The organism is Psychrobacter sp. L7 (genome assembly GCF_002810365.1).
GTDB lineage: Bacteria > Pseudomonadota > Gammaproteobacteria > Pseudomonadales > Moraxellaceae > Psychrobacter > Psychrobacter celer.
On the sequence record NZ_NEXR01000001.1, the window covers coordinates 533,836 to 557,911 of the forward strand.

At 46.7% G+C, this 24,076-nt stretch carries 19 protein-coding genes, 1 tRNA gene and 1 other RNA gene; 16 read left to right on the forward strand and 5 right to left on the reverse strand.

The genetic code is table 11. The features are described 5' to 3' along the window. Nucleotide 1: 1 nt before the first annotated feature. On the forward strand, nucleotides 2-1,861 hold the full coding sequence (locus CAP50_RS02255; RefSeq protein WP_100748894.1) for a tetratricopeptide repeat protein: 1,860 nt from the start codon (nucleotides 2-4) through the stop codon (nucleotides 1,859-1,861). A 50-nt stretch (nucleotides 1,862-1,911) separates the two neighbouring features. On the opposite strand, the gene CAP50_RS02260 is transcribed toward CAP50_RS02255, so the two are convergent. The 4 genes from CAP50_RS02260 to CAP50_RS02275 form a co-directional block, all read right to left on the reverse strand. Then, nucleotides 1,912-2,427 carry a hypothetical protein gene (locus tag CAP50_RS02260; RefSeq protein ID WP_241900605.1) on the reverse strand — a complete coding sequence of 172 codons (516 nt, stop codon included), beginning with the start codon at nucleotides 2,425-2,427 and terminating at the stop codon, nucleotides 1,912-1,914. 338 nt (nucleotides 2,428-2,765) lie between these two features. After that, nucleotides 2,766-3,185 (reverse strand): hypothetical protein, encoded by a 420-nt coding sequence (locus tag CAP50_RS02265; RefSeq protein ID WP_100748896.1) that lies wholly within the window; start codon nucleotides 3,183-3,185, stop codon nucleotides 2,766-2,768. A 376-nt stretch (nucleotides 3,186-3,561) separates the two neighbouring features. Beyond that, nucleotides 3,562-6,018: a YgiQ family radical SAM protein gene (locus CAP50_RS02270; protein WP_100748897.1), complete on the reverse strand. Its 2,457-nt coding sequence runs from the start codon at nucleotides 6,016-6,018 to the stop codon at nucleotides 3,562-3,564. A gap of 243 nt (nucleotides 6,019-6,261) precedes the next feature. Then, a complete protein-coding gene (locus CAP50_RS02275) occupies nucleotides 6,262-7,053 on the reverse strand; it encodes a hypothetical protein (RefSeq protein WP_241900606.1) in 792 nt (263 codons plus the stop codon). A gap of 116 nt (nucleotides 7,054-7,169) precedes the next feature. Between CAP50_RS02275 and CAP50_RS02280 the strand changes: the two genes are divergently transcribed. Beyond that, nucleotides 7,170-7,406, forward strand: coding sequence for a hypothetical protein (locus tag CAP50_RS02280; protein WP_241900607.1), 237 nt, complete (start codon nucleotides 7,170-7,172; stop codon nucleotides 7,404-7,406). A 106-nt stretch (nucleotides 7,407-7,512) separates the two neighbouring features. Here CAP50_RS02280 and smpB read toward each other — a convergent pair whose 3' ends face one another. Next, the gene (gene smpB, locus CAP50_RS02285; RefSeq protein ID WP_075101997.1) at nucleotides 7,513-7,989 is read right to left on the reverse strand and encodes an SsrA-binding protein SmpB; all 477 of its coding nucleotides are present in this window, start codon (nucleotides 7,987-7,989) and stop codon (nucleotides 7,513-7,515) included. Between the two features lie 223 nt (nucleotides 7,990-8,212). Here smpB and coaD point away from each other — a divergent pair, with 223 nt between their 5' ends. From coaD to lepB, 14 genes are all read left to right on the forward strand, one after another. After that, the gene (gene coaD / locus CAP50_RS02290; RefSeq protein ID WP_075102063.1) at nucleotides 8,213-8,731 is read left to right on the forward strand and encodes a pantetheine-phosphate adenylyltransferase; all 519 of its coding nucleotides are present in this window, start codon (nucleotides 8,213-8,215) and stop codon (nucleotides 8,729-8,731) included. A 97-nt stretch (nucleotides 8,732-8,828) separates the two neighbouring features. Then, nucleotides 8,829-9,077, forward strand: coding sequence for a YfhL family 4Fe-4S dicluster ferredoxin (locus tag CAP50_RS02295; protein ID WP_100748898.1), 249 nt, complete (start codon nucleotides 8,829-8,831; stop codon nucleotides 9,075-9,077). Between the two features lie 111 nt (nucleotides 9,078-9,188). Then, a complete protein-coding gene (gene bioA / locus CAP50_RS02300; RefSeq protein WP_100748899.1) occupies nucleotides 9,189-10,502 on the forward strand; it encodes an adenosylmethionine--8-amino-7-oxononanoate transaminase in 1,314 nt (437 codons plus the stop codon). Then, entirely contained in the window at nucleotides 10,499-11,224 is a 726-nt protein-coding gene (gene bioD / locus CAP50_RS02305; protein ID WP_100748900.1) for a dethiobiotin synthase, read from the forward strand. Before bioA ends, bioD begins: the two co-directional genes overlap by 4 nt. An 86-nt stretch (nucleotides 11,225-11,310) precedes the next feature. Continuing rightward, an RNA gene (gene rnpB, locus CAP50_RS02310) (RNase P RNA component class A) lies at nucleotides 11,311-11,667 on the forward strand. 172 nt (nucleotides 11,668-11,839) lie between these two features. Further along, a tRNA-Met gene (locus CAP50_RS02315) sits at nucleotides 11,840-11,916 on the forward strand. A gap of 247 nt (nucleotides 11,917-12,163) precedes the next feature. Then, entirely contained in the window at nucleotides 12,164-12,976 is an 813-nt protein-coding gene (locus CAP50_RS02320) for an ABC transporter permease (RefSeq protein WP_100748901.1), read from the forward strand. Between the two features lie 34 nt (nucleotides 12,977-13,010). Continuing rightward, nucleotides 13,011-13,682, forward strand: a complete 672-nt coding sequence (locus CAP50_RS02325) for an ABC transporter ATP-binding protein (RefSeq protein WP_075102002.1) — start codon at nucleotides 13,011-13,013, stop codon at nucleotides 13,680-13,682. Then, nucleotides 13,651-14,766 (forward strand): capsule biosynthesis protein, encoded by a 1,116-nt coding sequence (locus CAP50_RS02330; RefSeq protein WP_100748902.1) that lies wholly within the window; start codon nucleotides 13,651-13,653, stop codon nucleotides 14,764-14,766. Before CAP50_RS02325 ends, CAP50_RS02330 begins: the two co-directional genes overlap by 32 nt. Before the next feature lie 71 nt (nucleotides 14,767-14,837). After that, a complete protein-coding gene (locus CAP50_RS02335; RefSeq protein ID WP_100748903.1) occupies nucleotides 14,838-16,607 on the forward strand; it encodes a polysaccharide biosynthesis/export family protein in 1,770 nt (589 codons plus the stop codon). Between the two features lie 82 nt (nucleotides 16,608-16,689). Next, entirely contained in the window at nucleotides 16,690-19,284 is a 2,595-nt protein-coding gene (locus tag CAP50_RS02340; RefSeq protein ID WP_100748904.1) for a capsular polysaccharide biosynthesis protein, read from the forward strand. 155 nt (nucleotides 19,285-19,439) lie between these two features. Next, the gene (locus CAP50_RS02345) at nucleotides 19,440-20,666 is read left to right on the forward strand and encodes a capsule biosynthesis protein (protein ID WP_241900608.1); all 1,227 of its coding nucleotides are present in this window, start codon (nucleotides 19,440-19,442) and stop codon (nucleotides 20,664-20,666) included. A 387-nt stretch (nucleotides 20,667-21,053) separates the two neighbouring features. Further along, nucleotides 21,054-22,853, forward strand: a complete 1,800-nt coding sequence (gene lepA, locus CAP50_RS02350) for a translation elongation factor 4 (protein ID WP_100748906.1) — start codon at nucleotides 21,054-21,056, stop codon at nucleotides 22,851-22,853. Nucleotides 22,854-22,958: 105 nt separating this feature from the next. Beyond that, complete coding sequence (gene lepB / locus CAP50_RS02355) at nucleotides 22,959-23,861, forward strand: signal peptidase I (RefSeq protein WP_075102008.1); 903 nt, start codon at nucleotides 22,959-22,961, stop codon at nucleotides 23,859-23,861. Nucleotides 23,862-24,076: the final 215 nt, after the last annotated feature.

Here is a 24,076-nt window from a genome sequence, read left to right on the forward strand (position 1 = left end):
TATGAATATGGATGATTTTAAAAAACTAAAATTAAGTAACACTGATATAGAACAAATAGAAGAACTATTGCAAGTTACACGCGAAAATTCTAGCGGTGAAAATTATGCTCAAGCACAGACTGTAATTGGAGGGTTGTTATTAAGAAATAAATATAATAAAAAGGCTGTTAATTATTGGAATAGTATAAAATTAGCTGATAGCGCAGAATTATATGCTAAAGCAAAGTTTAATATTGGCTTAGAGTATAAAAAGAAAAACTTGTATCAGCGGGCAATAGATAGTTTTGAAGAGATAGATAAAAAATATAGCAAACTATATTTTGCAGCGGCTTCTTATCAAAAAGGAATTATACTTAATTATATTTATAATAATTTTGAAGATGCTTTGAAATTATGGGGCAACATAAGAATAGAAGATGCTAAAGAAGGCTTTGCGGCTGCTCAATACCATATAGCTAAAGTATATGAAACAAAAAAAGATAATTATATGATGGCGTTAGAGTATCTTAATAAAATAAATAAAGATGATTCCTTAAGTTTTTATAATTTAGCAGTTTTAAATATAGCTAATATAAAAGCGTATAAATTTAATGAATATAAAGAAGCAATTACTGTATTAAGTAGCCTTAGTGAGAAAACAGAAGATGATATACGTATCAAAGCAGATTATTTGTTGGGAAAATTGTATTTTGAATTAGAAGAATATGAAGAAGCAGAAAACTATTTTCAATTGTCAAAGAAAGGAATTCCTTATGAGTCTTTATGTTTCATAAGCATTTGTAGATTATTGATGAACGAGGATACGTTAAGCTTTGGAGTAAAATTGACTGAGCTATTTTGCTATACAAGAGACATCATAACTTTGCTGAAAATCGAGTTTGACACTAAAGTAAATAATTTGAAGTCATTAGAACGAAAGTTAGCACATTATACAAGTATGGATACTTGTAATAAGTTAATGAATGATAGCCTTGAAGAAACTTCACCAAGCAGCTTTCGGTTAAATACGATTAGTAACGTTAATGACCCAAGTGAAGGACAGGTTTTGCGTAGGTATTTAAGTAATTACGACCAAGAATCTCCTTACAATTTAAAATTAGATGATAATTTGCATGCCTTTATTGGCTGTTTTACTTTTAATCACGATAGCCTCAATCAATTTAGATTATATGGAAAAACAGATAATAAGGAAGCTTCAGGTCTTAGTTTAGTCTTTTCCAAAAGATTTTTTCAAACTGAGGAAGATTTAAGTTACGAGGAAATATTATCTTCTCAAATTAATAATAAAGAAGAGAATTTCAGTACCAAGGATATAGATAGTGAAATTAGTAGGTTTAAAGCTATAAGATGTATTTATATAGATCCGAAATCTGGGTTTGTTCAGATAGCCCATCGCAGTCGAATTACTTTTTATCGTGAATTTGAAGAAGAAGATAGTCCTGAACAAAAGTGGGTAGAGTATAAAAAGATAATTGATGATAAAAATGATAAAATTTCGAAGTTATTAGAATCATTAAGAAAATGTTATAAAAATACAAAGAGAAACTTTAGGGAAGATTATATAGAAAATTTAGAGCTAGTCGAAGATATATTGCTGCCTTTAAATTATATTATAAAGCATTCAGCCTTTCAGGAAGAGCAGGAATGTCGAATGATATACATAACATCGCTTAAAGACCCAAAAGTACAAATGAATTTTGGGAGGTTTCTATATGTTAATTATGAAATAAATGTAAAAGATAACTTAGATAAAATATATATCGCTCCTGCTGCTGGTCAATTTCAGCCCTACTTAGCAAAGTCACTTTGTGACACCGAAGTTAAAATTGAACTTTCAAACAACCCATATCGTCAGACTTAATATTTCTTCGTAGCGTGTGTGATAAGACTCAAAACACACGCTATTAACTTCTACTCCGCCATTTCCCCATGCGCCTTTGCCTCACTTTTTTTACCATCTGGCTGAATGACGATAGGCAAGACCAACCCTTTTGCAAAGTCATCCGTCAATACATAATCATAACGGCTGGCCGCCACGTCAGGCGTGGTATGAATGACAAGTTTTATCTCTTCACTATCGATAATCTCGTGTGAGGTATAGCGCTCGCTCAGCTGATCTAGCACTTTTGAAAGTGCTTCGTTGCTCGCCATGCTCACCGTGAGGTTGTGCTGGGCAGTAGCAGTATCCATATCAAAATACTCGGCATAATCGAGGACGTTTTGGCTATCGATGGCAAAGGGGTACTCATAGGTACTGCGCTCAGCAGGCTTTTCGCCGCTCGCGACCGACGACCAATCGATGGTGTAGGCGGCAGGCGCTGAGGTTTGTGCAGTGCCATCGCTTGACACTGCTGCTTGCTCAGTCTCAGGTTCGGCCACCTCAGTTGGCTGGTCACAACCTACTAGCGCCCAACCAGCAGTAGCCATTAGTAATATACTCGTTAAGCGCATTCCCATCGATGTATCCTCTTTGTTATTGCTCGTTATGATTGGTCGTTATGATTACCCGTTGTGCTATTTTGCCAGCTTTTGCTTGGCTTCTCTAGGGTGTGTCCTCCACATTTTCTAATACCTCGATATTACCTGCGCTATTTTCGTTGTTTGATTAGGGCGTGTTGAACCTTCAACCATGGCACTGACAGAGACTATTAACACGCATAAAAAAACAGCCATCTTTTGATGACTGCTTTTGACGTACTTTATTGGTTTGGCTTTTTGACTTTCTGTCGTCTAAACGTAAAAGGTTAACGACTAAACCTTAAACATTATCTACCGATCTGGCAGTTTACTTGATATTCTTTACCGTTTGCCCATTTGATAGCAAAGATACCTTTGTCGCCTTTCATATGCCAAGCATAGACTGCTTCTGGGTTTGAGTCATTGATATAGCTGGCTACGTCACCTTGTACGCCGCCGTTTAGGATAATTGGCTGCTCTGCCCATTTTACTTTAGGCATGGTGGCGCTTAGCATGACTTGTTTTTTATTGATAGACTGTTTTGCCATGATTTGGCTGTCATCAGTACAGGTATAAGGTGCTGGTGCCATACGGTCGTAAGCGGCATCCGTGACACTCTCTGATGCTGGCGTGTTTGTAGCGTTTGACGTGGTCGGTGCGGTCGTGGCACAAGCGCTTAGCAATGCAAGGGCAGGTAAGGCAGTGGCGATTTTGGTTAGGGTGTTCATAGTATTCTCCAAATATTTAACAAAATTATAAGAGGTCTTAAGACGTTTATAAAAATTATCATGTATTTATTATTAACAATGCATTAAGCCAAAAATGCATTAAACATAGGCATAAGTATATAGTGCCTATGGTAACGAAAACTGACTTTGATGAGTGTTAGAAATTGTTTGTTACATGTTCATTAAGTTACGTAAACACTGATTAATGTAACGCTACGGGACAGTCGTTAGTGATAGCCAGCTCGCCGCCAGTGCCACATTTGATAGTTAATTTGATATAACACCCTACAATCACCAAAAAACGCCTGCCGACCGTTGGTCGATAGGCGTTTTGCTTAAACAGCGCTTGGGATAGTCACTCTAACCATAGCCAAGACTATTTAGTCTTGCGCGGCGGCAGGCCAGTATGCTGCGTCTGAAAGTTGCCTTTACTGACGCGCTTTTTGCTATTTTTGTTCCCAGCTTTATTGGTCGTTGGGCGCTCAGAGGCGCGGTTGCTGCGTTTGAGCGAATCGTTGCCGACGCGGCTGTTCTTTTTGCGTGCAGACTGGTAGCTGTCTTGCACCGCATCACGGCCTTCTAGATGGGCGTTATATGGCGGTATCAGGCAGCCGCGATTTTTACCGATCAAGTCGCTGCGGCCCATGTCTTGTAGCGCTTTACGCAGTAGTGCCCAGTTTTTTGGGTCATGGTAGCGAAGAAAGGCTTTGTGCAATTTGCGCTGCTTGCCTGATTTGACGATGTCCATATCACCACCCTCACGGCTGACCTTGTGTAGCGGGTCTTTGTGGGTATGGTACATGGTGGTCGCGGTCGCCATGGGGCTAGGATAAAACGCCTGCACTTGGTCGGCGCGGTAGCCGTTACGCTTTAGCCACAGCGCAAGGTTCATCATGTCCTCATCTTTGGTGCCAGGGTGAGCGGCGATAAAGTAAGGAATCAGATACTGCTCTTTGCCAGCCTCGGCGCTGAAGCGCTCAAACATGGCTTTAAATTCGTCATAGCTGCCCATGCCAGGTTTCATCATCTTGGACAGTACGCCTTCTTCTGAATGCTCTGGGGCGATTTTTAGATAGCCGCCGACATGATGGCTGACCAGCTCTTTGACATACTCAGGGTCTTTGACCGCCAAGTCATAACGCAAGCCTGAGGCGATTAGGATTTTTTTTACACCTTTGATATCACGGGCTTTACGATATAGCTGGGTGAGGTTGCTGTGATCGGTAATGAGGTTTTCACAGACATCAGGATAGACACAAGACGGCTTGCGGCAGTTTTTCTCAATGGTCTCATCTTTGCAGTTGAGGCGGTACATGTTGGCAGTAGGGCCACCAAGATCGGAGATGACACCTGTGAAGTTAGGCGCAGTATCGCGGATGGCTTCGACTTCACGTAGGATGGAGTCCTCTGAGCGGTTTTGAATGATGCGGCCTTCGTGCTCAGTGATAGAGCAAAACGTACAACCACCAAAGCAGCCGCGCATGATATTGACCGAAAACTTAATCATGTCATAAGCTGGGATGCGTGCGTCACCATAGCTCGGATGCGGCAAGCGGGCATAAGGCAGGTCAAACACATAATCCATCTCTTCGGTGGACAGCGGAATCGGTGGCGGGTTTAGCCATACATCGATGGCACTGTGTGAGTTACCACCGCCGCTGTTGTGTCGTTGCACCAGCGCCCGAGCGTTACCGGGATTGGTCTCTAAATGCAGGATGCGGTTGGCATGCGCGTAGAGCACAGGGTCTGATTTGACGTGCTCATAGTCAGGCAGGCGAATCACTGTCTTATCACGTGGCGGCATTTTTAGCTTATGCTTCCGCGCGGTCATCGGCTTGTTTGTTTTTATTTTATCAAACCCGCGCATCTGTACCACTTGCGTGTCGGTATCGACTTGATCAGCATTTAAGACTTTGTTGGTGACGGGCTCGGCGACGAAGCCAGCATATTGGGCAGACATTCCTGTTATGGCTTGCCCAACTGGCGAGTCCGATGGTTTTTCTTGTTCGATTTTACAGCTATCAACGTCCTCGGTCATCACGTACGGGTTGATGATTGGATCGACGCGGCCGATGGTATCGACATCGTTGCTGGCGACCTCAGTCATATCCGCTTGCCAATGGCGACGACTCGGCGAGAGTAGGTACGCTGTGCCTCGCAGCTTACTCATCTGCTCAAACGTATAGCCTTTAGACAGACCATGTACCACATCGACGATGGCGCGCTCGGCATTGCCGTACAGTAATACATCAGCGCGGGCGTCGAGCAAGACGCTACGGCGCACTTTATCTGACCAGTAGTCGTAGTGGGCGATACGGCGAAGGCTGCCCTCGATACCGCCGAGGATAATTGGCACATCGGGATAGGCCTCACGGCAGCGCTGGCTATAGACGATCGCGGCGCGGTCGGGGCGTTTGTTTGCCACGTTGCCCGGCGAGTACGCATCATCGCTACGAATCTTGCGATCGGCGGTATAGCGGTTGATCATACTGTCCATATTGCCTGCGGTCACGCCGTACGCATAGACCGGCTTGCCAAGTGCCATAAAAGCGTCTTTGCTCTTCCAGTCAGGCTGGGCGATGATACCGACGCGAAAGCCCTGCGCTTCTAATAAGCGACCGATAATCGCCATACCAAAGCTTGGGTGATCGACATAAGCGTCGCCTGAGATGATAATGACATCACAGGCATCCCAGCCAAGCGCGTCCATCTCAGCACGGCTCATCGGTAGATAGGGCGCAGGCTCGTAGCAGCTCGCCCAGTGTTTGTCATAATCATAAAGCGGTTTGATGCCTTGTTTAAAGGCGGTGCGGGCGATGGTATCGGCAGACATGGGCGGACCTGTTAAATAAAAAGTGACACTAAAAAATAAGCCGTTATTTATCAATAATAATAACGGCTTATTAAAAAACGCTCATTTTAACATGAATTGTCTTCAGGATGTCATAAAGCCGTTTTAATGAGTGAAGGGTAAGTTATTGATAGCGTAAGAGAATATTGAGCGTAAAGGCGGACACCAAACCGCTGGCTTGTACCATGTTTTTAAAATCATGACTGCTTTAGTCAAAGACACAAGCTAATCGCCCAATACTTGCAGTGGAAAAGTCACCACATCAAATGCTAAGGCAAAAGGCAGTAACACCAGTTTTTGGGCGCTATTAGGGCCGCGGCGAGTGACCTGCTCGGGCTCTGTTTGTGTATAAAAGCTGACGGTATAAGGTTTGGTCAGTGAGCGGTAATTAGACTGAATCAAACGTAAATTGCTGACTTGCGGATAGATAGCGCCTTTGACAGGAACGCTAAAGCAAAAGCGCTGTGCATCGATGCGCTGGTCGCTAGTGGTGGTGCAGTCACGGCCATTATTTTGCAAAAAGAACTGATAGTCTGAGCGCTGAAACTCGTCTTTTAATTTGGCATAAGACAGCTTCATCTCTCCTTGAAAAACGCCAGCGTTATCGGGTACATAAAAGCTCATGTCATTATCGACGTGGATGTTTTTGGGTGTCAGGGTGCTCAGTAAGCTGATCATCTCTGTCCCGCCCTGCGTCAACACATAGCTGTTTTTTTCGCCGACGATGACCATGGTAGCATTGGGCGTTTTGGGTAACGCTTGAGCTGGGCGACCAAAAGCGACGATCTGATCTTCGGACAATATCTCTTTGCTGGTTTGGCTGCTGACATGACGATCATTTTCTAGCAGTGCGCTGGTAGCACAGCCTGAGCTGGCGAGTAGCGCTGCAAGCGATAGCCCTATCCAGCTGGCTTTTAGATACCTGTTTAGGTATACGTTTAGATATACGGCCGCGCTCATGCTTTGCAGTTTATGAGTTTGCAGCTTATGAGAGAGTGAGGATTTTGATGGGGTCATGGTCGCACTTCCTTGTTTGCGATATTGTTGTGGGGAGGTGACGGTGGTTTTCTGTAGATATCCTACCTTGTTTATCCAATACTTTGCTACTGCCAATAGAGGTTTTGCGGCGAAAAATGACAGTGCTGTTGGCACCGATTGTCCTGCCTGTCAATGTCTATGGCATGATGAGCTATCTGGAGCCTGCGTTGCTGTTTATTTTGGCAATCACGGTCTTGGGCAATCCATTTGAGTCGGCGATGATATATAGCTATGGGCTGATCTGGCTCGGTATTGTGTGTTTACTGCTCCATGGTATCCGTCAGCTGCGCGGTGCTAAAAACGAGACGTTAGGTACAAAAGCTGCCGCTTAACGCATGTACGTACGCTGGGGTGATATTTATAATAAAACAGGACGATTTACGCGGTGGTAAATCGTCCTGTTTATCAGCTCGATAGGAGCAGAGCTTGCCAGAGCATTTAATCCAAATGCTGCTTAAAGCCGCGCTGCTTATCGCGCTCCCAGTCACGGTCTTTCAGGGTTTTACGTTTATCGTGTTGCTTTTTACCGACGGCAAGGGCGATCTGACACTTGACCATCGAGCGCTTCCAGTAGCAAGACAGCGGCACACAAGCATAGCCTTTTTGATTGACCGCGCCATATAATTTGTCGATCTCGCGGCGGTTGAGCAGCAGCTTACGGGTACGGATGCTATCAGGGCTAATGTGCGTCGAGCTAGATAGCAGGGGCTGGATATGAGCACCAAACAAGAAAGCCTCACCATTACGAAAGGTAATATAAGCCTCGGTGATGGACATTTTACCTGCACGAATGGCCTTGACTTCCCAGCCTTGCAATGACAAGCCTGCCTCAAAGGTTTCTTCGATAAAATACTCGTGCCGCGCTTTTTTATTGGCGCAGATTTGATTGTCTGGTTTTTTTGCTTTTTTTGACATAAACTCTCCATCAGGATGTCAGTGTACTGCATCCTTGTCTTACCATTCCTCATCCAAGACCATCGGCGGGCCTACTATGTGAGATGAGTCGAAGCGCTTATTGTAGCAAAGCAAAGGGGCAAAAGGTAAATCGGCTGTTAGGACAAATGTAGCAGATAAGTATTAAATGTAGGCAAAATTTGCTAGCATGTGCAGTATCATTAACGACCAGATTAGCACTGCTATGAATTCAGCAAATGTCGCCCATGCTTCAAAGCTTCAGACCAAGATTTTATACCCTGGCACCTTTGACCCCATTACCAATGGCCATGTCGATTTGGTGACGCGCGCGACCAAATTGTTTGATGAGGTGGTCATTGCCGTGGCATCAGGGCACCACAAAAAACCGCTGTTTAGTTTTGAGGAGCGGGTGGCCTTGGTCGAGACGGTGTTTGCAGATTTGCCGCAAGTGTCGGTGGTGGGTTTTGAAGGTCTGCTTGTGGATTTTATGCGCCTGCAAGGTGCCACTGCCGTCTTGCGTGGCCTGCGTGCGATGTCGGATTTTGAGTATGAGTTTCAGCTGGCCAATATGAACCGCGAGCTCGATGAAAATTTTGAGGCGGTGTTTTTGACGCCATCGCAAAACTACTCGTTTATCTCATCGACGATGATTCGTGAGATTGCCAAGCTTGGCGGCGATGTCAATAAATTTGTGCCGCCTTGTGTCTCGCAAGCTTTTGCCAAAAAGCTCACGCTTAACTAGCCGTCACCGTTTATCTGCTGACAGTTATTTTATCCTTCACCAAACTCGCCAGAGTAATCTGCCGCGCTTGTTATTAGTCATACATAAGGAGCAGTTTATGGCATTGTTAATCACTGACGAATGCATCAACTGTGATGTCTGCGAGCCTGCTTGTCCAAACGAAGCCATCTCTGAGGGCGATGATATATATGTGATCGACCCTGACCTGTGTACAGAGTGTGTCGGTCACTTCGATGAGCCGCAGTGCGTGGTCATCTGTCCTGTCGACTGTATTCCAAAAGACCCCGATCATGTCGAAACCGAAAGCGATTTATTGGCCAAATACAAGCGTATCACTGGTCAATAATGCGCTGAGATGCTACTGCCCAACAAAGCCTAGGAATAATATGATGAATACGGATATTCAATTGCCCATACACTTTTTTCAACATACATACTTTTCGTTTGCGAGCGGACGATGAGTATGCCTACCAGCGACTTCGACCACCAGCACTTGTGGCATCCCTATGCCAGCTTGCCGCCCACTTATCCAAATATCATTATTGACCATGCCGAAGGTATCTATATCGTCACTCAAGATGGCACGCGCCTCATAGATGGCATGTCGTCATGGTGGGCAAGCGTGCATGGCTATAACCATCCGGTGCTCAATGCGGCAATGACTCATCAGCTCGGCAAAATGGCGCATGTGATGTTTGGGGGCTTGACCCATCAGCCGGCGATAGACTTGGGTGAAAAACTGCTCTCCATCGTACCAACAGGCCTCGATGCTGTTTTTTATGCTGATAGTGGTAGTATCGCGGTGGAAGTGGCATTAAAGATGGCGCTACAGTATCAGATTGCTGCCAAGCGTCCGAAAAAGTGCCAGTTTGCCTCGACGCATTCAGGCTATTATGGCGATACCTGGCATGCGATGAGCGTCTGCGATCCTATCAATGGCATGCATAGCTTATACGGTAAGCAGCTGCCGGTGCAGCATTTTGTTTCTGCGCCGCTTATGGGATTTGAACATAAATTAACGCAAGACGTGCGCGATGAATTAACCCAGTTTTTTGCTAAACATAGCGCTCAGCTTGCCGGATTCATTATCGAGCCTGTCATTCAGGGCGCAGGCGGCATGCGCTTTTATAATCCGGAGTATTTGCAATTACTGCAGCAGTTATGTAACGCGCATGATGTGCTGTTGATTACCGATGAGATCGCCACAGGCTTTGGCCGTAGTGGTAAGCTGTTTGCCTGTGAGCATGCCGATATCAGCCCCGATATCATGACCGTGGGTAAGGCGCTAACGGGCGGCTATATGACCTTTGCGGCCACCTTATGCACCCGCCATATTGCCGATACCATTCATCACAGCGACTATCCTGCACTGATGCATGGGCCTACCTTTATGGGTAATCCGCTGGCTTGCGCGGTCGCTTGTGCGTCGATTGATTTGATTTTGTCTTACGATATCGAGAGGCGTACGGCAGAGATGCAAGCCGTTATGGAGTCGCAGCTTGCGCCTGCAGCGACATTGGATGGTGTCAAAGAGGTACGTTGTTTGGGCGCGGTCGCTGTCATTGAATTGGATGAAGCGGTCGATATGCCCGTTTTTCAATCCTTACTGATTAAAAATGGCATTTGGGTTAGACCCTTTGGTAAATTGGTCTATATCATGCCTCCCTTTGTCATGACGGATGATGAGCTGGTGACGTTATGCCGAGCGCTACTGACTGTCGTTACCTCTTATTTAAATCAAACTTGTGCCACCAATAGAGCTACTATATGAGTGTGCTGTTTATCTCCGGTATCGATACCGACATTGGCAAAACTTACGCCACCGGCATGCTGGCTAAGGCCTTGATGCAGCAGGGCATAAATATCATCACCCAAAAGCTGGTACAGACGGGCGTTGGGGTTGATTTGGCCAGTGACGAGATGAATATTGCTGATGACATTGTCACTCATCGCCAGTTGATGGGTGTGCCGCTACAGCCGTGTGACCTCGCTCACACCACATGCCCTTATCGTTATAAAAAACCTGCGTCGCCGCATCTGGCGGTCAAGCTAGCCGATGATGTGTTAGACCCTGATGTCATCACTCAGGCGACGCGGCAATTGCAAGTAAACTACGATGTGGTGTTGCTAGAAGGGGCAGGCGGTTTGCTCGTACCCATAACCGAGCAATTACTGACGCTAGATTATATTGCCACCCAAGGCTATCCAGTGGTTTTGGTGACCTCAGGTCGCCTTGGCAGTATCAATCATACTTTGCTTAGTCTTGAGGCCATCAAGGCGCGCGGTTTAACGCTGCATAGCGTGATTTATAATCCCATTCATGATAATGCAGCTCAGACAGATACTGAGATTGCGACGAGTACCATGGCGTTTTTACAGCACCATCTGCAGCAGTACTATCCGGCCACGTACTGGCTGACCCTGCCCTATATAAAGCAAGATAAGCAACGCCACACTCTGCCAGATTTTTATTTGCCAAATGGTTTTATCTGAGACGGCTACAAGCGATTATTTGACGAGGCGAAATTAGTCACAAAAGATATTCCCAGATGAGCCTTGGGTTTGCTATACTAGCGCCCTTGGTAGACTAGGCGATCGCCGCTGCACACTGGCAACAGATGCGCAGGGGAGGAAAGTCCGGGCTACATAGGGCAGCGTGCCAGCTAACGGCTGGGCAGGGTAACCTGACGACCAGTGCAGCAGAGAGGAGACCGCCCCGCGTAAGCGAGGTAAGGGTGAAAGGGTGCGGTAAGAGCGCACCGCGTGGCCAGCAATGGTGCACGGCATGGTAAACTCCACGCGTAGCAAGACCAAATAGGCATCGGCATGGCGCGGCCCGCGTTCGATGCGGGTAGGTTGCTTGAGCGTATCAGCGATGATGCGCCTAGAGGAATGATCGTCCACGACAGAACCCGGCTTATCGGTCTACCAACTTTTTTATGCTTCGTTTTTTAAGCGTTGTGTTTAAGCATTGTTTTTACACTTCGTTTGTATAGTTAGCAGTGATGTTTTTGCGCTTAATTTGAATAAAATTCATTTTTTTTGCAAAAAAAGCCAATTAGGGGTTGACGATACCCACCTCTATAGGTATTATACCGAGCCTTAAATGGCGATGTAGCTCAGCTGGTTAGAGCGCACGACTCATAATCGTGAGGTCGAGAGTTCAAGTCTCTCCATCGCCACCATATATCATAAAACCTAATCAGTTTTAAAAAGCCAATCTTTCATGATTGGTTTTTTTTTGCCTAAAATAATTTAAAAAATCTATCAGGCTGAGGGCTTTTTATCATGAAGCCGCTTATAAAACAGCCATTAAGCTTACGGATTTCTTGCTATATCATTGGTTTATCGGTTTACTCACAGATTAATTCTTGTAACTTATGTCCTGCTTACTTATCATAGGGGCTGTTTTCGGTAAAGTCCTGTAACGCCATGTCTGTACAATTGCCTCCTTATCGTCCCATCAAGCACCGTAGTGGCCTTAAAGTCATGGGTGCGGCATTTCATGCGTTGCTGATGCGTGAGCTACAGACGCGCTTTGGTGGCTATCGTCTGGGCTATCTATGGGCACCACTTGAAGTCTTGTTTCAAGTGCTTATCTTTTTGGTTATTTTTGGGGCTATTCGTGAGCGCTTGGTTCCAGGAATGGACTTTTCCCTGTTTTTAGTCGCGGGCATGGTACCTTTTCGCATGTTTCAAAGGATAGCGACGAGAGCATTGGGAGCGGTAGAAGCCAATAAAGGCTTATTGATGTATAGATCTATCAAACATATTGATGTGATTATTGCGCGCTCATTTTTAGAGCTGATTATTTATTTCTTTACTTCGATCTTATTGCTGTTAGGTTTGGCTTTTTTTAATATCTATGCCAGCTTAGAGAGTCTACATATCGTGCTATTTTGCTGGATCACGCTATTTATCTTTAGCTTTGGTGTGGCTTTGATTATGATGGTTGTTGGTTATTATGGTGGTGAGATTAGCAAGGTGATTACCATTATATTTACCATCTTGTACTTTGCTTCTGGCATTATTTACCCGATTCACATCATTCCAGAGCCATATTTTAGCTACCTGCTTTATAATCCTTTTATTCATAATATCGAGCTGATCAGGCATGCTTTTGCCCCTAACTATCCAGTATATCATATTGATATGGGGTACTTTTTGAAATGGATGTTTGTGGTGAATTTTTTGGGACTACTGCTTTATAAGTATGCAGAACGTGACATGATTCGTTCTCGTTAGAGCAAGCGTTAAGATATATAGAAAAGGCAAATAAATGATTGAAGTTAAAAACATTTCTAAGTCATTTATGACAAAAAAAGGTCGGCATTATCTTTTTAAAGATCTCAATCTGACCATTGGTGATAAGCAAAGTGTTGGCTTGCTCGGGCGTAATGGCGCGGGTAAGTCAACCTTGCTGCGTATCATCTGCGGACTTGATGAGCCAGACCATGGTGAGATCATCACCGACTCTACCATCTCATGGCCAGTCGGTGTGGCAGGGGGCTTTCAAGGCAGTTTGACGGGTCGGCAAAACGTCCGCTTTGTGTGCCGGCTGTATTCTAGCGGGGCCTATATCGATGAAAAAATTCGTTTTGTCGAAGAGTTTGCAGATATTGGTAACTATTTTGATATGCCGGTCAAAAGCTACTCATCTGGTATGAAGGCTCGTTTGACCTTTGGGCTGAGTCTGGCGTTTGATTTTGATTATTATATGCTCGATGAGGCTGGGGCGGTGGGTGACGCGGCTTTTCGTAAGCGCAGCGAAGAGATTTTGGCCGCCCGCCGTGAGCAAGCAGGGTTTTTGATAGTGTCGCATAATATCGGTGATATTAAGCGTAACTGCGATATTGGTATTGTATTAATGGATCAGACAGCACACGTCTTTGAAGATACAACAGAAGCGATTGAGGTTTATGAAAAGCATATCCACAAAGCAAAAAAGTAAGATAATTAACCTCTCGTTATTTATCGGCTTAGTCATACTGCCTTGGGTGCTCGTGATATTTTATGTCATGACGCTGGCTCATCCGCGTTATATATCGACCGCTGATGTGGTGGTAAAGCAAGTCAGCGAGTCAAGTGTGCCGTCCGGTGGTGGGCTATCTGCGCTACTGGGTGTCAATAGCACCAGCAAAGAAGACGCCACCTATCTGACCGAGTACATCTTATCGAATGATATGGTCAAGCGCCTTGATGATAAGTTTAAGTTTCGCGAGGCTTATTATGTCGATGGTTCAGACCCCATCTATGAGATTGATCCGGATGCCACGCAAGAAGAGCTACTCGATTACTTCAAAAAGCGGGTACACATCAACCTAGATGAGCAAAGCTATGTGCTGTCGGTGGCGACAGAAGCCTTTGATTCACGCTACGCGTATGAGCTAAACAAAACCATCTTGAACGAGTCTGAGAAATTCGTAAACCGTATCTCACAAGAAGTTGCGCGTGATCAGTTGGTGTTTGCCGAAACCCAATTAGAAGAGTCACAAGATCGCCTAAACGACGCCAAAGAAAAACTACTCAATTATCAAAACACCAATGAGATTTATGACCCGCAGGCCAACGCCCAGATTATCAATCAGCTGATTGGCAGCCTACAAGGACAGCTGAGCTCTCTACGTACTGAGGAGCGGCAACTGCTTAGCTATCTCAATCCTGATGCGCCGCAAGTGGTGTCGATCAGAAGCCAAATTAAAGCGATTGAAGCGCAAATTCGTCAAGAGCAAACCAAGCTGACCTCGCCAAATACCACCAAGCTAAACCGTCAAGCGGTGCAGTTTGAGACCATCAAAGCGGATGTGGACTTTGCCACAGAGCTGTATAAGCTATCGCTATCATCACTTGAAAAGGCGCGCCTAGAAGCCTTTAAAAAGATGAAAAACCTGATTGTGATCTCAACCCCTTATGAGGCCGAAGAGGCGTTGTATCCACGCCGCGCTTATATTATTTGGACATCACTTATATTGTTATTGATATTCTACGGTTTTGTGCGTTTGGTGATGGCCGTTGTCCGCGATCATCGTAGCTAGTTTTGCGGTCTGCCAGCTTTGACCGACCAGATATCACTAATGATCGACAGATCAGTAAAGGAAGTTAATTCATGAATACGAAACCACGTGCGATCGTGATGATGATAAGTGTGGCGATGGCTGCTATGAGCATGTCAGCAAACGCCGTCAGTTATGCCGAGCAAATGGCAGGCTCTAGCTTTGGTACAAGCGCCAATAATGCCAGCCAAGATCAAAATCGCAATAATATCAATGTCTCAACCCAAGCGTTTGCTGGCGGTGTACCCGGGCAGGCCACCACCCAAGAAGCGGTGAATGCCGCCAGCTTGCCCAGTCAGTCGGTTATTAACACCACCCGCCCTTACCAAGACATCAACACCCAAGACATGATGTTTGGTGAGCAGCTATTTCGCGGGGCTTTTTCGACCACCTCCGGCTCGACCTTTAACGACAGCTATGTGATCAACCCAGGCGACAATGTCCAAGTACGCATGTGGGGCGCTTATCAATTTGCCTCCACCATGACAGTCGATCCACAAGGCAATATTTTCTTGCCAAACGTCGGTCCGGTACGTATCGCTGGGGTTCAAAACGGCAACTTACAAAACGTGGTCAAAAGCGCGGTCAATCGTATTTATCGCTCAAACGTCGGCGTCTATGCTTCTTTAGAGCAAGCACAGCCGGTCAAAGTATTTGTCACCGGTTTTGTCAAGCAGCCTGGTTATTATGGCGGGCTGGCGGCGGACTCGGTGCTGTCTTATCTCGATAGGGCGGGCGGCGTCGACCCGACACGCGGCAGCTTTATCGACATTCAGATCAAACGCAATGGCCAAATGCTCCAGCAAGTCAATCTTTATGATTTTTTATTGGCCGGTAAGTTGCAGCCTTTTGCCTTTCGTGATGGTGATGTGATTACAGTGGCCCCGCAGAAAAAAACCTTTGAGGTCAGTGGTCAAGTACAAAACGAATATACCTTTGAGTTTGATGTCAACGACCTGACCATCGGTGATGTCTTGCAAGTGGCCAATCCTGCCGCCAACGCCACCAACGTCAGTATTACCCGCAGTGCAGGCCGCGCCCAGACGGCGGAGTACTACTCACTGGCAGAGGCGCAAAACGTGCCTGTCTATAATGGCGATCAGATGGTGGTGACCTCAGATCGCTATGCTGGGACGATCGCAGTGCAGGTAAAAGGAGCACATACGGGCAATGGCGCGATGGTGGTGCCCTATGGCGCCCGTCTCAAAGACATCGTGCCGCAATTGCAGCCAAGCCCGCTGGCTAAGTTGACGCATTTGACCATTTATCGTCAGTCAGTCGCTGAGCAGCAAAAACGCATGATCAATGAGTCGCTTGATCGCCTAGAAGAGCTGACACTTGCCACGCAGTCAACGACCCGTGAAGAGGCAGCACTGCGTCAAGATGATGCCGCTTTGGTCAAACAGTTTGTGGCAAAAGCGCGGAATGTACAGCCAGATGGTCAGATCGTTGTGGTACCAAACTCATGGCAAGACATTATCCTTCAGCAAGGCGATGTCATCGAGATCCCCGCGCAGACGTCTGTGATTACGGTCAATGGACAGGTACGCGCGCAAGGGGCGTTGACCTTTAACCCGGATTATACCGTCGGCGATTATGTGGCCAATTCAGGCGGCTTCGGTGATAATGCAGATACCAAAGAGATTTTGGTTATCCACCAAAATGGCGCCAGCGAAGTGGTGAATACCGCTTATCGTATCCAGCAAGGCGATGAGATTATGGTGTTGCCAAAGGTTAAAACCAAGCGAGTAGAGATTGCGCGCGGACTGTCGCAGATTTTCTATCAGTTGGCCATCGCTGCAAAAGTGGTGCTGGATCTATAACGACTGATAGGCGTTTTATAGGATAAGGTGTTTATACTAAAATATCAGTGATTGGTAAATCACTGATTGACAAGGGGAAATAATGGCAAACAGCGTCACAGATGAAGGCAAAATCGCCTCTATATCGGCCTTTGATGATACGCTGTTTTTGCCCTTAACCCAGCGCTTGCAGCCGATGCAACTGGCGGTAATTGGCAAAGGTATGCAGCGTAATAATCGTTTGCTGCCACAGGTGTTGCGTGCTGATATTCAGCGCTGGCATCCGTGGTCAGCAGGGCAACAAGGTGTCATGGCCACTGCTGCCTCACTGCTGTCTAGGCTGCCCTTACCAAACCATATCAAAAATCAGGTCAAAACCATATCGAAGCCTCAGCCTGAGGCTTTTATCGGTTGGGGACGCAAAAAAAGCTTTCAGCGCGCGCGCAAAGCCGCCAGCAAACAAAGCTGTGCTGCGCTGAGTATCGAAGACGGCTTTTTGCGCTCATTAGACTCTGGCATCAGTAGCCGCCACGCTGTCAGTGTGGTCGTCGATGATGTGGGTATTTATTTTGATTTGACCCAAAGCTCGCGCTTAGAGCAGCTTATCGTTGCCCGCGCCAGCTTTGACAATCATAACAATCGTGACAGTGCTGGGCATCATGCGCTGCATCACCGTCGTGCCCAGCAGCTGATGTCACGCATCTGTGCAGAAAAGCTGAGTAAATATAATGCGGTGACGACTTGCCCCTCACTCAATGAGTTGGCAAACAGTAAAGCGGCAAAGCGAAAAGTCGCCAATACCGCAAGCACTCCTCGGCCGCCACATATCTTATTAATCGATCAAGTCGCAGGCGATGCCTCTGTCAAAGGGGCTGGTGCAGATAAACGTCAGTTTAGGCGTATGCTAAAAGCTGCTTGCCGCAATCATCCGAATGCCCATATTTGGATAAAAGCACACCCTGCCGCCCGCACAGGTTATCTGACTGGTCTCAAACTACCCAAAAACGTGCAAGTGTTGACACAGGTGCTCAATCCTATCGCCTTACTGGCGCAGGTCGATCATGTGTATACAGTCAGCTCGCATATGGGTTTTGAGGCGCTGATGCTCGGCAAGCAGGTGCATTGTTTTGGGGTCAATTGGTATAGCGGCTGGGGGCTGACAGATGATAGCGGTGCGCCCAAACGCTTGTACCATACGGTCATGCAACGTCGTCAAAGCTTTGCGATGAGTTTGCCGCCGTCAAACCCTCAGCCTAATTTAGCCTTATTTCCACCAGCTTTTTCTCAAACGACCTCTAAAGCTAATGTGACAAGAAACGTGAGCGCAACTTTAGAGGTACTGTTTTATAGTGCTTATGTCGATTATAGTCACTATGTTGATCCTGCGAGCAGAAAATCGTGCGACATAGAGGCGGCGATTGAGTGGCTGGTGACCAACCGTCACTGGCAAGCGCAGCTGGCAGGTCGTTTGACGGTTTATGAATTTAGCCGCTGGAAGCTGCCATTTGTTAAGGCTTTTTTGGATTTGCCGCGTACTGATTTATTTATCAAACCAAAACCTCGTCTAAAAAACCTGCTGCATCCTGATCATTTACGGGTGGATTATCAGCAGCCGTTACTGGTTTGGGGCTTAGCAAAGCGGCAGCAGATACAACAAAAACGCCAGCGCAAGCAGGTGGGTTTTGGCGCAGATAGCCCAGCTATCTACTGTATGGAAGATGGTTTTATCCGCTCCAACGGTCTGGGCGCAACGCTACTGGCGCCTTTATCTGTGGTGATAGATAAACAAGGCATTTATTACGACGCCACCGAGCCCTCGGATTTGGAGACGCTGCTACGCTACTGTCAGCCGCTAAGTCAGCCGCAGCGTCAGCGCGTCCAAAACCTACAAACCAAACTGCTCACCCAGCGAGTCAGTAAATACAATGTGGGTGCGAGCATCAGTCGTCAGGCAAGTCGTGATGGCAGCTGGCTCATACAGGCAAAGCAGTCTGGCAAGCGTCGCCTCCTCATCGTTGGACAAGTAGAAGATGATCTCTCTGTACAGCACTGCGGGTCAATGATCAAAAAAAACCGTGATTTGATCGCGCGCGTTAGGCAAGACAATCCTGATGCATATCTCATTTATAAACCGCATCCCGATGTGGAGGCAGGACTGCGCGCTGGCAAGGTAGGCGCTGATGGCTTACAGCTGGTAGATGCGGTCGCTTATGATACCGCGATGCCTGATTGCCTAGAAGGGGTCGATGCGGTGCACACCATCAGCTCGTTGACAGGCTTTGAGGCGCTGCTTCGCAGTTTGAGTGTGACGTGTTATGGTCTGCCATTTTATGCAGGGTGGGGGCTGACCACAGATATCGACGCGCAGCTGCCGCCAAAATCTCAGTATCTGGCCAGACGTAATCGCGGCACTCCTTTATCGCTTGAGCAGCTACTGTATTGTACTCTGATTCGCTACCCGTTATATCGTCTGCCAGATGGCCATGGGCTGGCGCAAGTGGAGCAGGTCATCGACTATTTGTACCCGCCTGATGACGATGCTTTGATGGTCAGTCCAGAGACTTCTATTACTCCCAGCACCAAGAGCCCTATGCGCGCTTTATTACCAACGCCTACCCAATTAAAACGCCGCGCCGCGACGCGTTTTATGCAGTATCGCCATCAGTGGCAACAGCGTCTCAGCAATAAACCGCACTAACCTTATCTCAACAATCAACGTAAATCCCCTGCGACAGTCATGCCTTTTTTAGGTATAATTGCCTGTCGTTTATGCGGTTTTTTTGTATACTAGCCTGTTTTGATGCGACTTTCTTTTTCTTTGATTAATGGTAATTTGATACTATGACAGCTTCGATGTCTCATCTGCTTACTCATCGACATGTCTTGCTATTACAAGGAAAAATGGGCGGTTTTTTTCATCGTTTCTCAAGTTTTTTGCAAACGCAAGATATCAAGGTCAGCAAGATTAACTTTAATGCTGGCGATGCGCTGTTTTATCATCATCCCAATACTTACGAATACACAGGCACATTGGCGCAGTTTTCGTCGTGGTTGTCTGCTTTTATTCAAGAGCAAGGGGTTGATGCCATCGTCTGCTTTGGCGACTGCCGTCCGCACCATACTCAAGCGGCGCGGGTCGGTGAGCAGCTAGGCACCTCATTTTTCGTATTTGAAGAAGGCTATTTGCGCCCTGATTACATTACTTTGCAGGAGCATGGCATCAATGGCTACTCACGCCTTAATACGGCTGATATCAAGGCGCTGAAAAAAGCCAACGACCAGCCGCTCTATACGCATAATCGCTTTTATCGCTTGAGCGTCGCGGCCATCGTTTACTATGCGGCCACTTGGCTGTATAAAAGCCGCTACCCGCATTATTCCCATTATCGTGGTATGACCGCCTGGCAAGAGGCAATCGCTTGGCTAAAAGCGCCGTGGCGCAAGCTGCGTGGCTACTTACCTGACAAGCGCTTACAACAGCGGCTAACGCGGCAAGACAGCAACAATTATTTTTTGATTAGCTTACAGGTGCATAATGACTCGCAAATCACTCATCACAGTGACTATCGTGATGTGGTGCAGTTTATTGACGAGGCCATCGCAAGCTTTGCCCATCATGCCGATGCTGCGCAGCTGCTGGTATTTAAGCATCATCCGCTAGACCGAGGTCATCGGGATTATCGTGAGTTGGTAGCAAGTTTGGCAGCGCGCTACCAAGTCGCAAATCGGGTGTTTTATGGCTGTGATATGCATCTGCCCACCTTGATGAAGCACAGTATCGGAATGGTGACCATCAATAGCACCACGGGTCTACAATCGGTATATCATAAAAAACCGACCAAGGTCATGGGCCGCGCTATCTATGACACTCCCAAACTGACGGATCAAAAACCACTTGATAAATTCTGGCAGCAACCAAAGGGCCCCGACAACGAGTTTTATCTGCGCTTTCGTGAGTATCTGATAGAGCAAACCCAGCTAAATGGTGCTTTTTATGGCAAGTCGCCATGGATATATAAGTATCTAAGCGCGACAAAAGACACTGCCGATTCAGCATTTTCTGAGAGTAAGATGCCCTAAAAATAACGGGGATAAACGTGAAATATCGCAAAAGACACAGACGCGATAAACAAATTAGCCAACAATCTGTTGCCTTCTTTTTTTCTGTAGCGTTATCGGCTTGTAACGTCACTGGTAAATCCTCTGCCAACGAATAAAATCGCCTTACTTTATAGTGGAAAACTGCTAGAATACGCTTTTATGTTTGCGCATAACGGTTGGCGTCTTCAGTGGTTGATTAAAGACAGTGATACCGGATGTCGGTCTGATAATGTCTGGATCTTTATGGCTCATTTATGGGCTGCCAGTTTTTAGATAGCGACTTTTTAGATAGCGACCGTGTGACATGCGCCTGACAGCATTTGCTCGAATCTTTTATTCTATCACCCTTAATTTAGTAGGCGCTTTGTGACTGCATTAGCAAATATTCGTAACTTTTCAATCATTGCCCACATCGATCATGGCAAGTCGACGCTTGCCGATCGTTTTATCCAGATGTGTGGTGCCTTGCAAGATCGCGAGATGCAAGCGCAGGTACTCGACTCTATGGATATCGAGCGTGAGCGCGGTATCACGATTAAGGCGCAGTCGGTCACTTTGTTTTATGACCATCCAAATGGCGAGCGCTATCAGCTTAATTTTATTGACACGCCAGGCCACGTCGACTTTTCTTATGAAGTGTCGCGCTCACTTGCTGCCTGTGAAGGGGCGCTGCTGGTGGTGGACGCCGCGCAAGGCGTCGAAGCACAGTCGGTGGCCAACTGCTACACCGCGGTCGATCAAGGTTTGGAGGTTATGGCAGTCTTAAATAAGATTGATTTGCCACAAGTAGAGCCTGAGCGCGTGATTCAAGAGATTGAAGACATCATCGGGATTGAAGCCATTGATGCGCCGCGTGTCTCTGCCAAATCAGGTCTAGGCGTCGATAAGCTATTAGAAACGTTAGTAGATGTTATCCCTGCGCCAACAGGCGACCGCGAAGCCCCGCTACAAGCCCTTATCATTGACTCTTGGTTTGACAGCTATTTGGGCGTGGTATCGTTGGTCCGTGTCCGTGAAGGGACGGTGAAAAAAGGCGATAAGATTTATATCAAATCGACCAAAGAGTCTCACCCTGTCAGCTCTATCGGTGTCTTTACGCCAAAACCTGTCGACACCGGCGTCCTAGAAGCAGGGGAAGTGGGTTTTGTCATCGCTGGTATCAAGGACATCGCAGGCGCGCCGGTGGGTGATACCATCACGCATGCCAGCACGCCTGACGTTGAGCGTATCCCAGGTTTTCAGCAAATCACTCCGCAGGTCTATGCAGGCATGTTCCCTGTCGATGCCAATGATTTTGAAAAATTCCGTGAAGCCTTACAAAAACTACAAATCAATGACGCCTCGCTTTTCTTTGAGCCAGACACCTCGGATGCGTTAGGGTTTGGTTTCCGCTGTGGCTTTTTGGGCATGCTGCATATGGAGATTATCCAAGAGCGCTTAGAGCGCGAGTATGACTTGGATTTGATCACCACTGCACCATCGGTGATTTATGAGATTGTCAAAAAAGACGGTGAGATTATCTATGTCGATAACCCATCGAGATTGCCTGAGCCAAACAACATCGAAGAGTTCCGCGAGCCGATTGCTCGTTGTCAGATTTTAGTACCGCAAGATTACTTGGGCAACGTCATGACTTTGTGTATCGAGCGCCGCGGCGTACAGGTCGATATGCGCTTTATGGGCAAGCAAGTCCAGCTGATCTTTGATATTCCGATGGGTGAGGTGGTCATGGACTTCTTTGACCGTCTAAAATCAGTCTCGCGCGGCTTTGCCTCATTGGATTATAACTTTGAGCGTTATCAAGTCGATAAGCTGGTGAAAGTGGATGTACTCATCAATGGTGATCGAGTTGATGCGCTAGCGATGATTGTCCATCAGGACCAAGCACGCTTCCGTGGCAATCAGCTAGTGACCAAGATGAAAGAGCTGATTCCGCGTCAGATGTTTGATGTGGCGATTCAAGCGGCGATTGGTAGCCAGATCATCGGTCGTAGTACGGTCAAAGCCATGCGTAAAGATGTCCTAGCCAAATGTTATGGCGGTGACGTATCACGTAAGAAAAAGCTGTTGTCTAAGCAAAAAGCGGGTAAAAAACGTATGAAGCAGGTGGGTAGCGTCGAGATTCCACAAGAAGCCTTCTTAGCCGTGCTGCAAGTGGATAGCTAAGAGTACATGCTGCTTTGGTAAAGGTTTGATAAAAAATACGTCACATATGGTTTGATCTTATCGATGCTGCAATAAGATAAGCCGCTCGTTAATAGGCAAGTTATTATGGATTTTGATTTTAATTTAATTTTAGTGCCATTAACCATCGGCTTAGGTATCATTTGGCTATTAGATAAGTTGACCCTCAAACAGCGTAAGACTCGCGGACGCGGCAAGGAGAGCTTATTGGTCCGTTGGGCATATGATTTTTTCCCAGTGTTGGCGGTGGTGTTAGTGGTACGTTCATTTTTGATTGAACCTTTTAATATTCCCTCGTCATCGATGGTGCCTACGCTGTACACAGGCGACTTTATCGCGGTCAATAAGTATGCGTATGGTGTGCGTCTGCCTTTAACGTACAATAAAGTATTGGACACAGGCGAGCCTGAGCATGGCGACGTGGCCGTGTTTCGCTATCCAGAAAATCCAAGTATTTACTACATAAAGCGTGTGATTGGTCTGCCAGGGGATACGGTGAGCTATGATAACGGGACGCTTGCGATCAATGACGTACCAGTAAAAACCAAGCCTGTCAGCTTTACGGCCAATACAGATCTGACGTCTCAGCTTTATTTGCCAGGACAGATTGCCCCCGGTCAAATACTCACCGAAGAGAGCGCTGCTGCCATGGGCCAGCAAGAAGAGCGTGAAGCGCAGTATTTTGCCGAAACTCAAGGGGATACGACGCATCTTGTGCGCTATTTGACTGATATGAATAGTGCGCAATATGCGCCTTTTTTGCAGCAACAAGCGCCAGAAGTGGTCAGCTCTGAGGGTACACAGTGGCGTATCCAGGTACCAGAAGGTCAGTATTTTGTGATGGGTGATAACCGTGATCGCAGTGCTGACGGCCGGTTTTGGGGTTTTGTGCCCGAACAAAACCTAGCGGGCAAAGCGGTCTACATCTGGATGCATAAGCCACCAGGCCTAAACCTGCCCACTTTTGCACGTAACGGTACGATTCACTAACCGTAAAGGCTGACTAGAGCGTCTCTTCACTTAGGGTTTGGTTTGAGGCAGCGCGTACAAGCATGATATGTCTGCTGATAAAAAGCAGCAGCGCCGCTATTGGTTTTTTTATCGATAATAGTTTTGTGCTAATATTGTTACTATCTAATCAACAATCGCCTCATAGGTAGGCGGCGGTTAAAAATAGTGATTTATCAATATGGACCAGTAGAGGA

What these genes read in the sequence shown, in the direction of transcription:
- CAP50_RS02295 (WP_100748898.1), top strand. Translation starts at nt 8,829, where the DNA reads ATGGCATTGTTAATCACTGACGAATGCATCAACTGTGATGTCTGCGAG.
- CAP50_RS02340 (WP_100748904.1), top strand. Translation starts at nt 16,690, where the DNA reads ATGGCAAACAGCGTCACAGATGAAGGCAAAATCGCCTCTATATCGGCC.
- CAP50_RS02270 (WP_100748897.1), bottom strand. Translation starts at nt 6,018, where the DNA reads ATGTCTGCCGATACCATCGCCCGCACCGCCTTTAAACAAGGCATCAAA.
- CAP50_RS02320 (WP_100748901.1), top strand. Translation starts at nt 12,164, where the DNA reads ATGTCTGTACAATTGCCTCCTTATCGTCCCATCAAGCACCGTAGTGGC.
- bioA (WP_100748899.1), top strand. Translation starts at nt 9,189, where the DNA reads ATGAGTATGCCTACCAGCGACTTCGACCACCAGCACTTGTGGCATCCC.
- CAP50_RS02260 (WP_241900605.1), bottom strand. Translation starts at nt 2,427, where the DNA reads ATGGCTACTGCTGGTTGGGCGCTAGTAGGTTGTGACCAGCCAACTGAG.
- lepB (WP_075102008.1), top strand. Translation starts at nt 22,959, where the DNA reads ATGGATTTTGATTTTAATTTAATTTTAGTGCCATTAACCATCGGCTTA.
- CAP50_RS02255 (WP_100748894.1), top strand. Translation starts at nt 2, where the DNA reads ATGAATATGGATGATTTTAAAAAACTAAAATTAAGTAACACTGATATA.
- CAP50_RS02325 (WP_075102002.1), top strand. Translation starts at nt 13,011, where the DNA reads ATGATTGAAGTTAAAAACATTTCTAAGTCATTTATGACAAAAAAAGGT.
- CAP50_RS02345 (WP_241900608.1), top strand. Translation starts at nt 19,440, where the DNA reads ATGTCTCATCTGCTTACTCATCGACATGTCTTGCTATTACAAGGAAAA.
- bioD (WP_100748900.1), top strand. Translation starts at nt 10,499, where the DNA reads ATGAGTGTGCTGTTTATCTCCGGTATCGATACCGACATTGGCAAAACT.
- coaD (WP_075102063.1), top strand. Translation starts at nt 8,213, where the DNA reads ATGAATTCAGCAAATGTCGCCCATGCTTCAAAGCTTCAGACCAAGATT.
- CAP50_RS02330 (WP_100748902.1), top strand. Translation starts at nt 13,651, where the DNA reads ATGAAAAGCATATCCACAAAGCAAAAAAGTAAGATAATTAACCTCTCG.
- CAP50_RS02265 (WP_100748896.1), bottom strand. Translation starts at nt 3,185, where the DNA reads ATGAACACCCTAACCAAAATCGCCACTGCCTTACCTGCCCTTGCATTG.
- CAP50_RS02275 (WP_241900606.1), bottom strand. Translation starts at nt 7,053, where the DNA reads ATGACCCCATCAAAATCCTCACTCTCTCATAAGCTGCAAACTCATAAA.
- CAP50_RS02280 (WP_241900607.1), top strand. Translation starts at nt 7,170, where the DNA reads ATGACAGTGCTGTTGGCACCGATTGTCCTGCCTGTCAATGTCTATGGC.
- CAP50_RS02335 (WP_100748903.1), top strand. Translation starts at nt 14,838, where the DNA reads ATGAATACGAAACCACGTGCGATCGTGATGATGATAAGTGTGGCGATG.
- smpB (WP_075101997.1), bottom strand. Translation starts at nt 7,989, where the DNA reads ATGTCAAAAAAAGCAAAAAAACCAGACAATCAAATCTGCGCCAATAAA.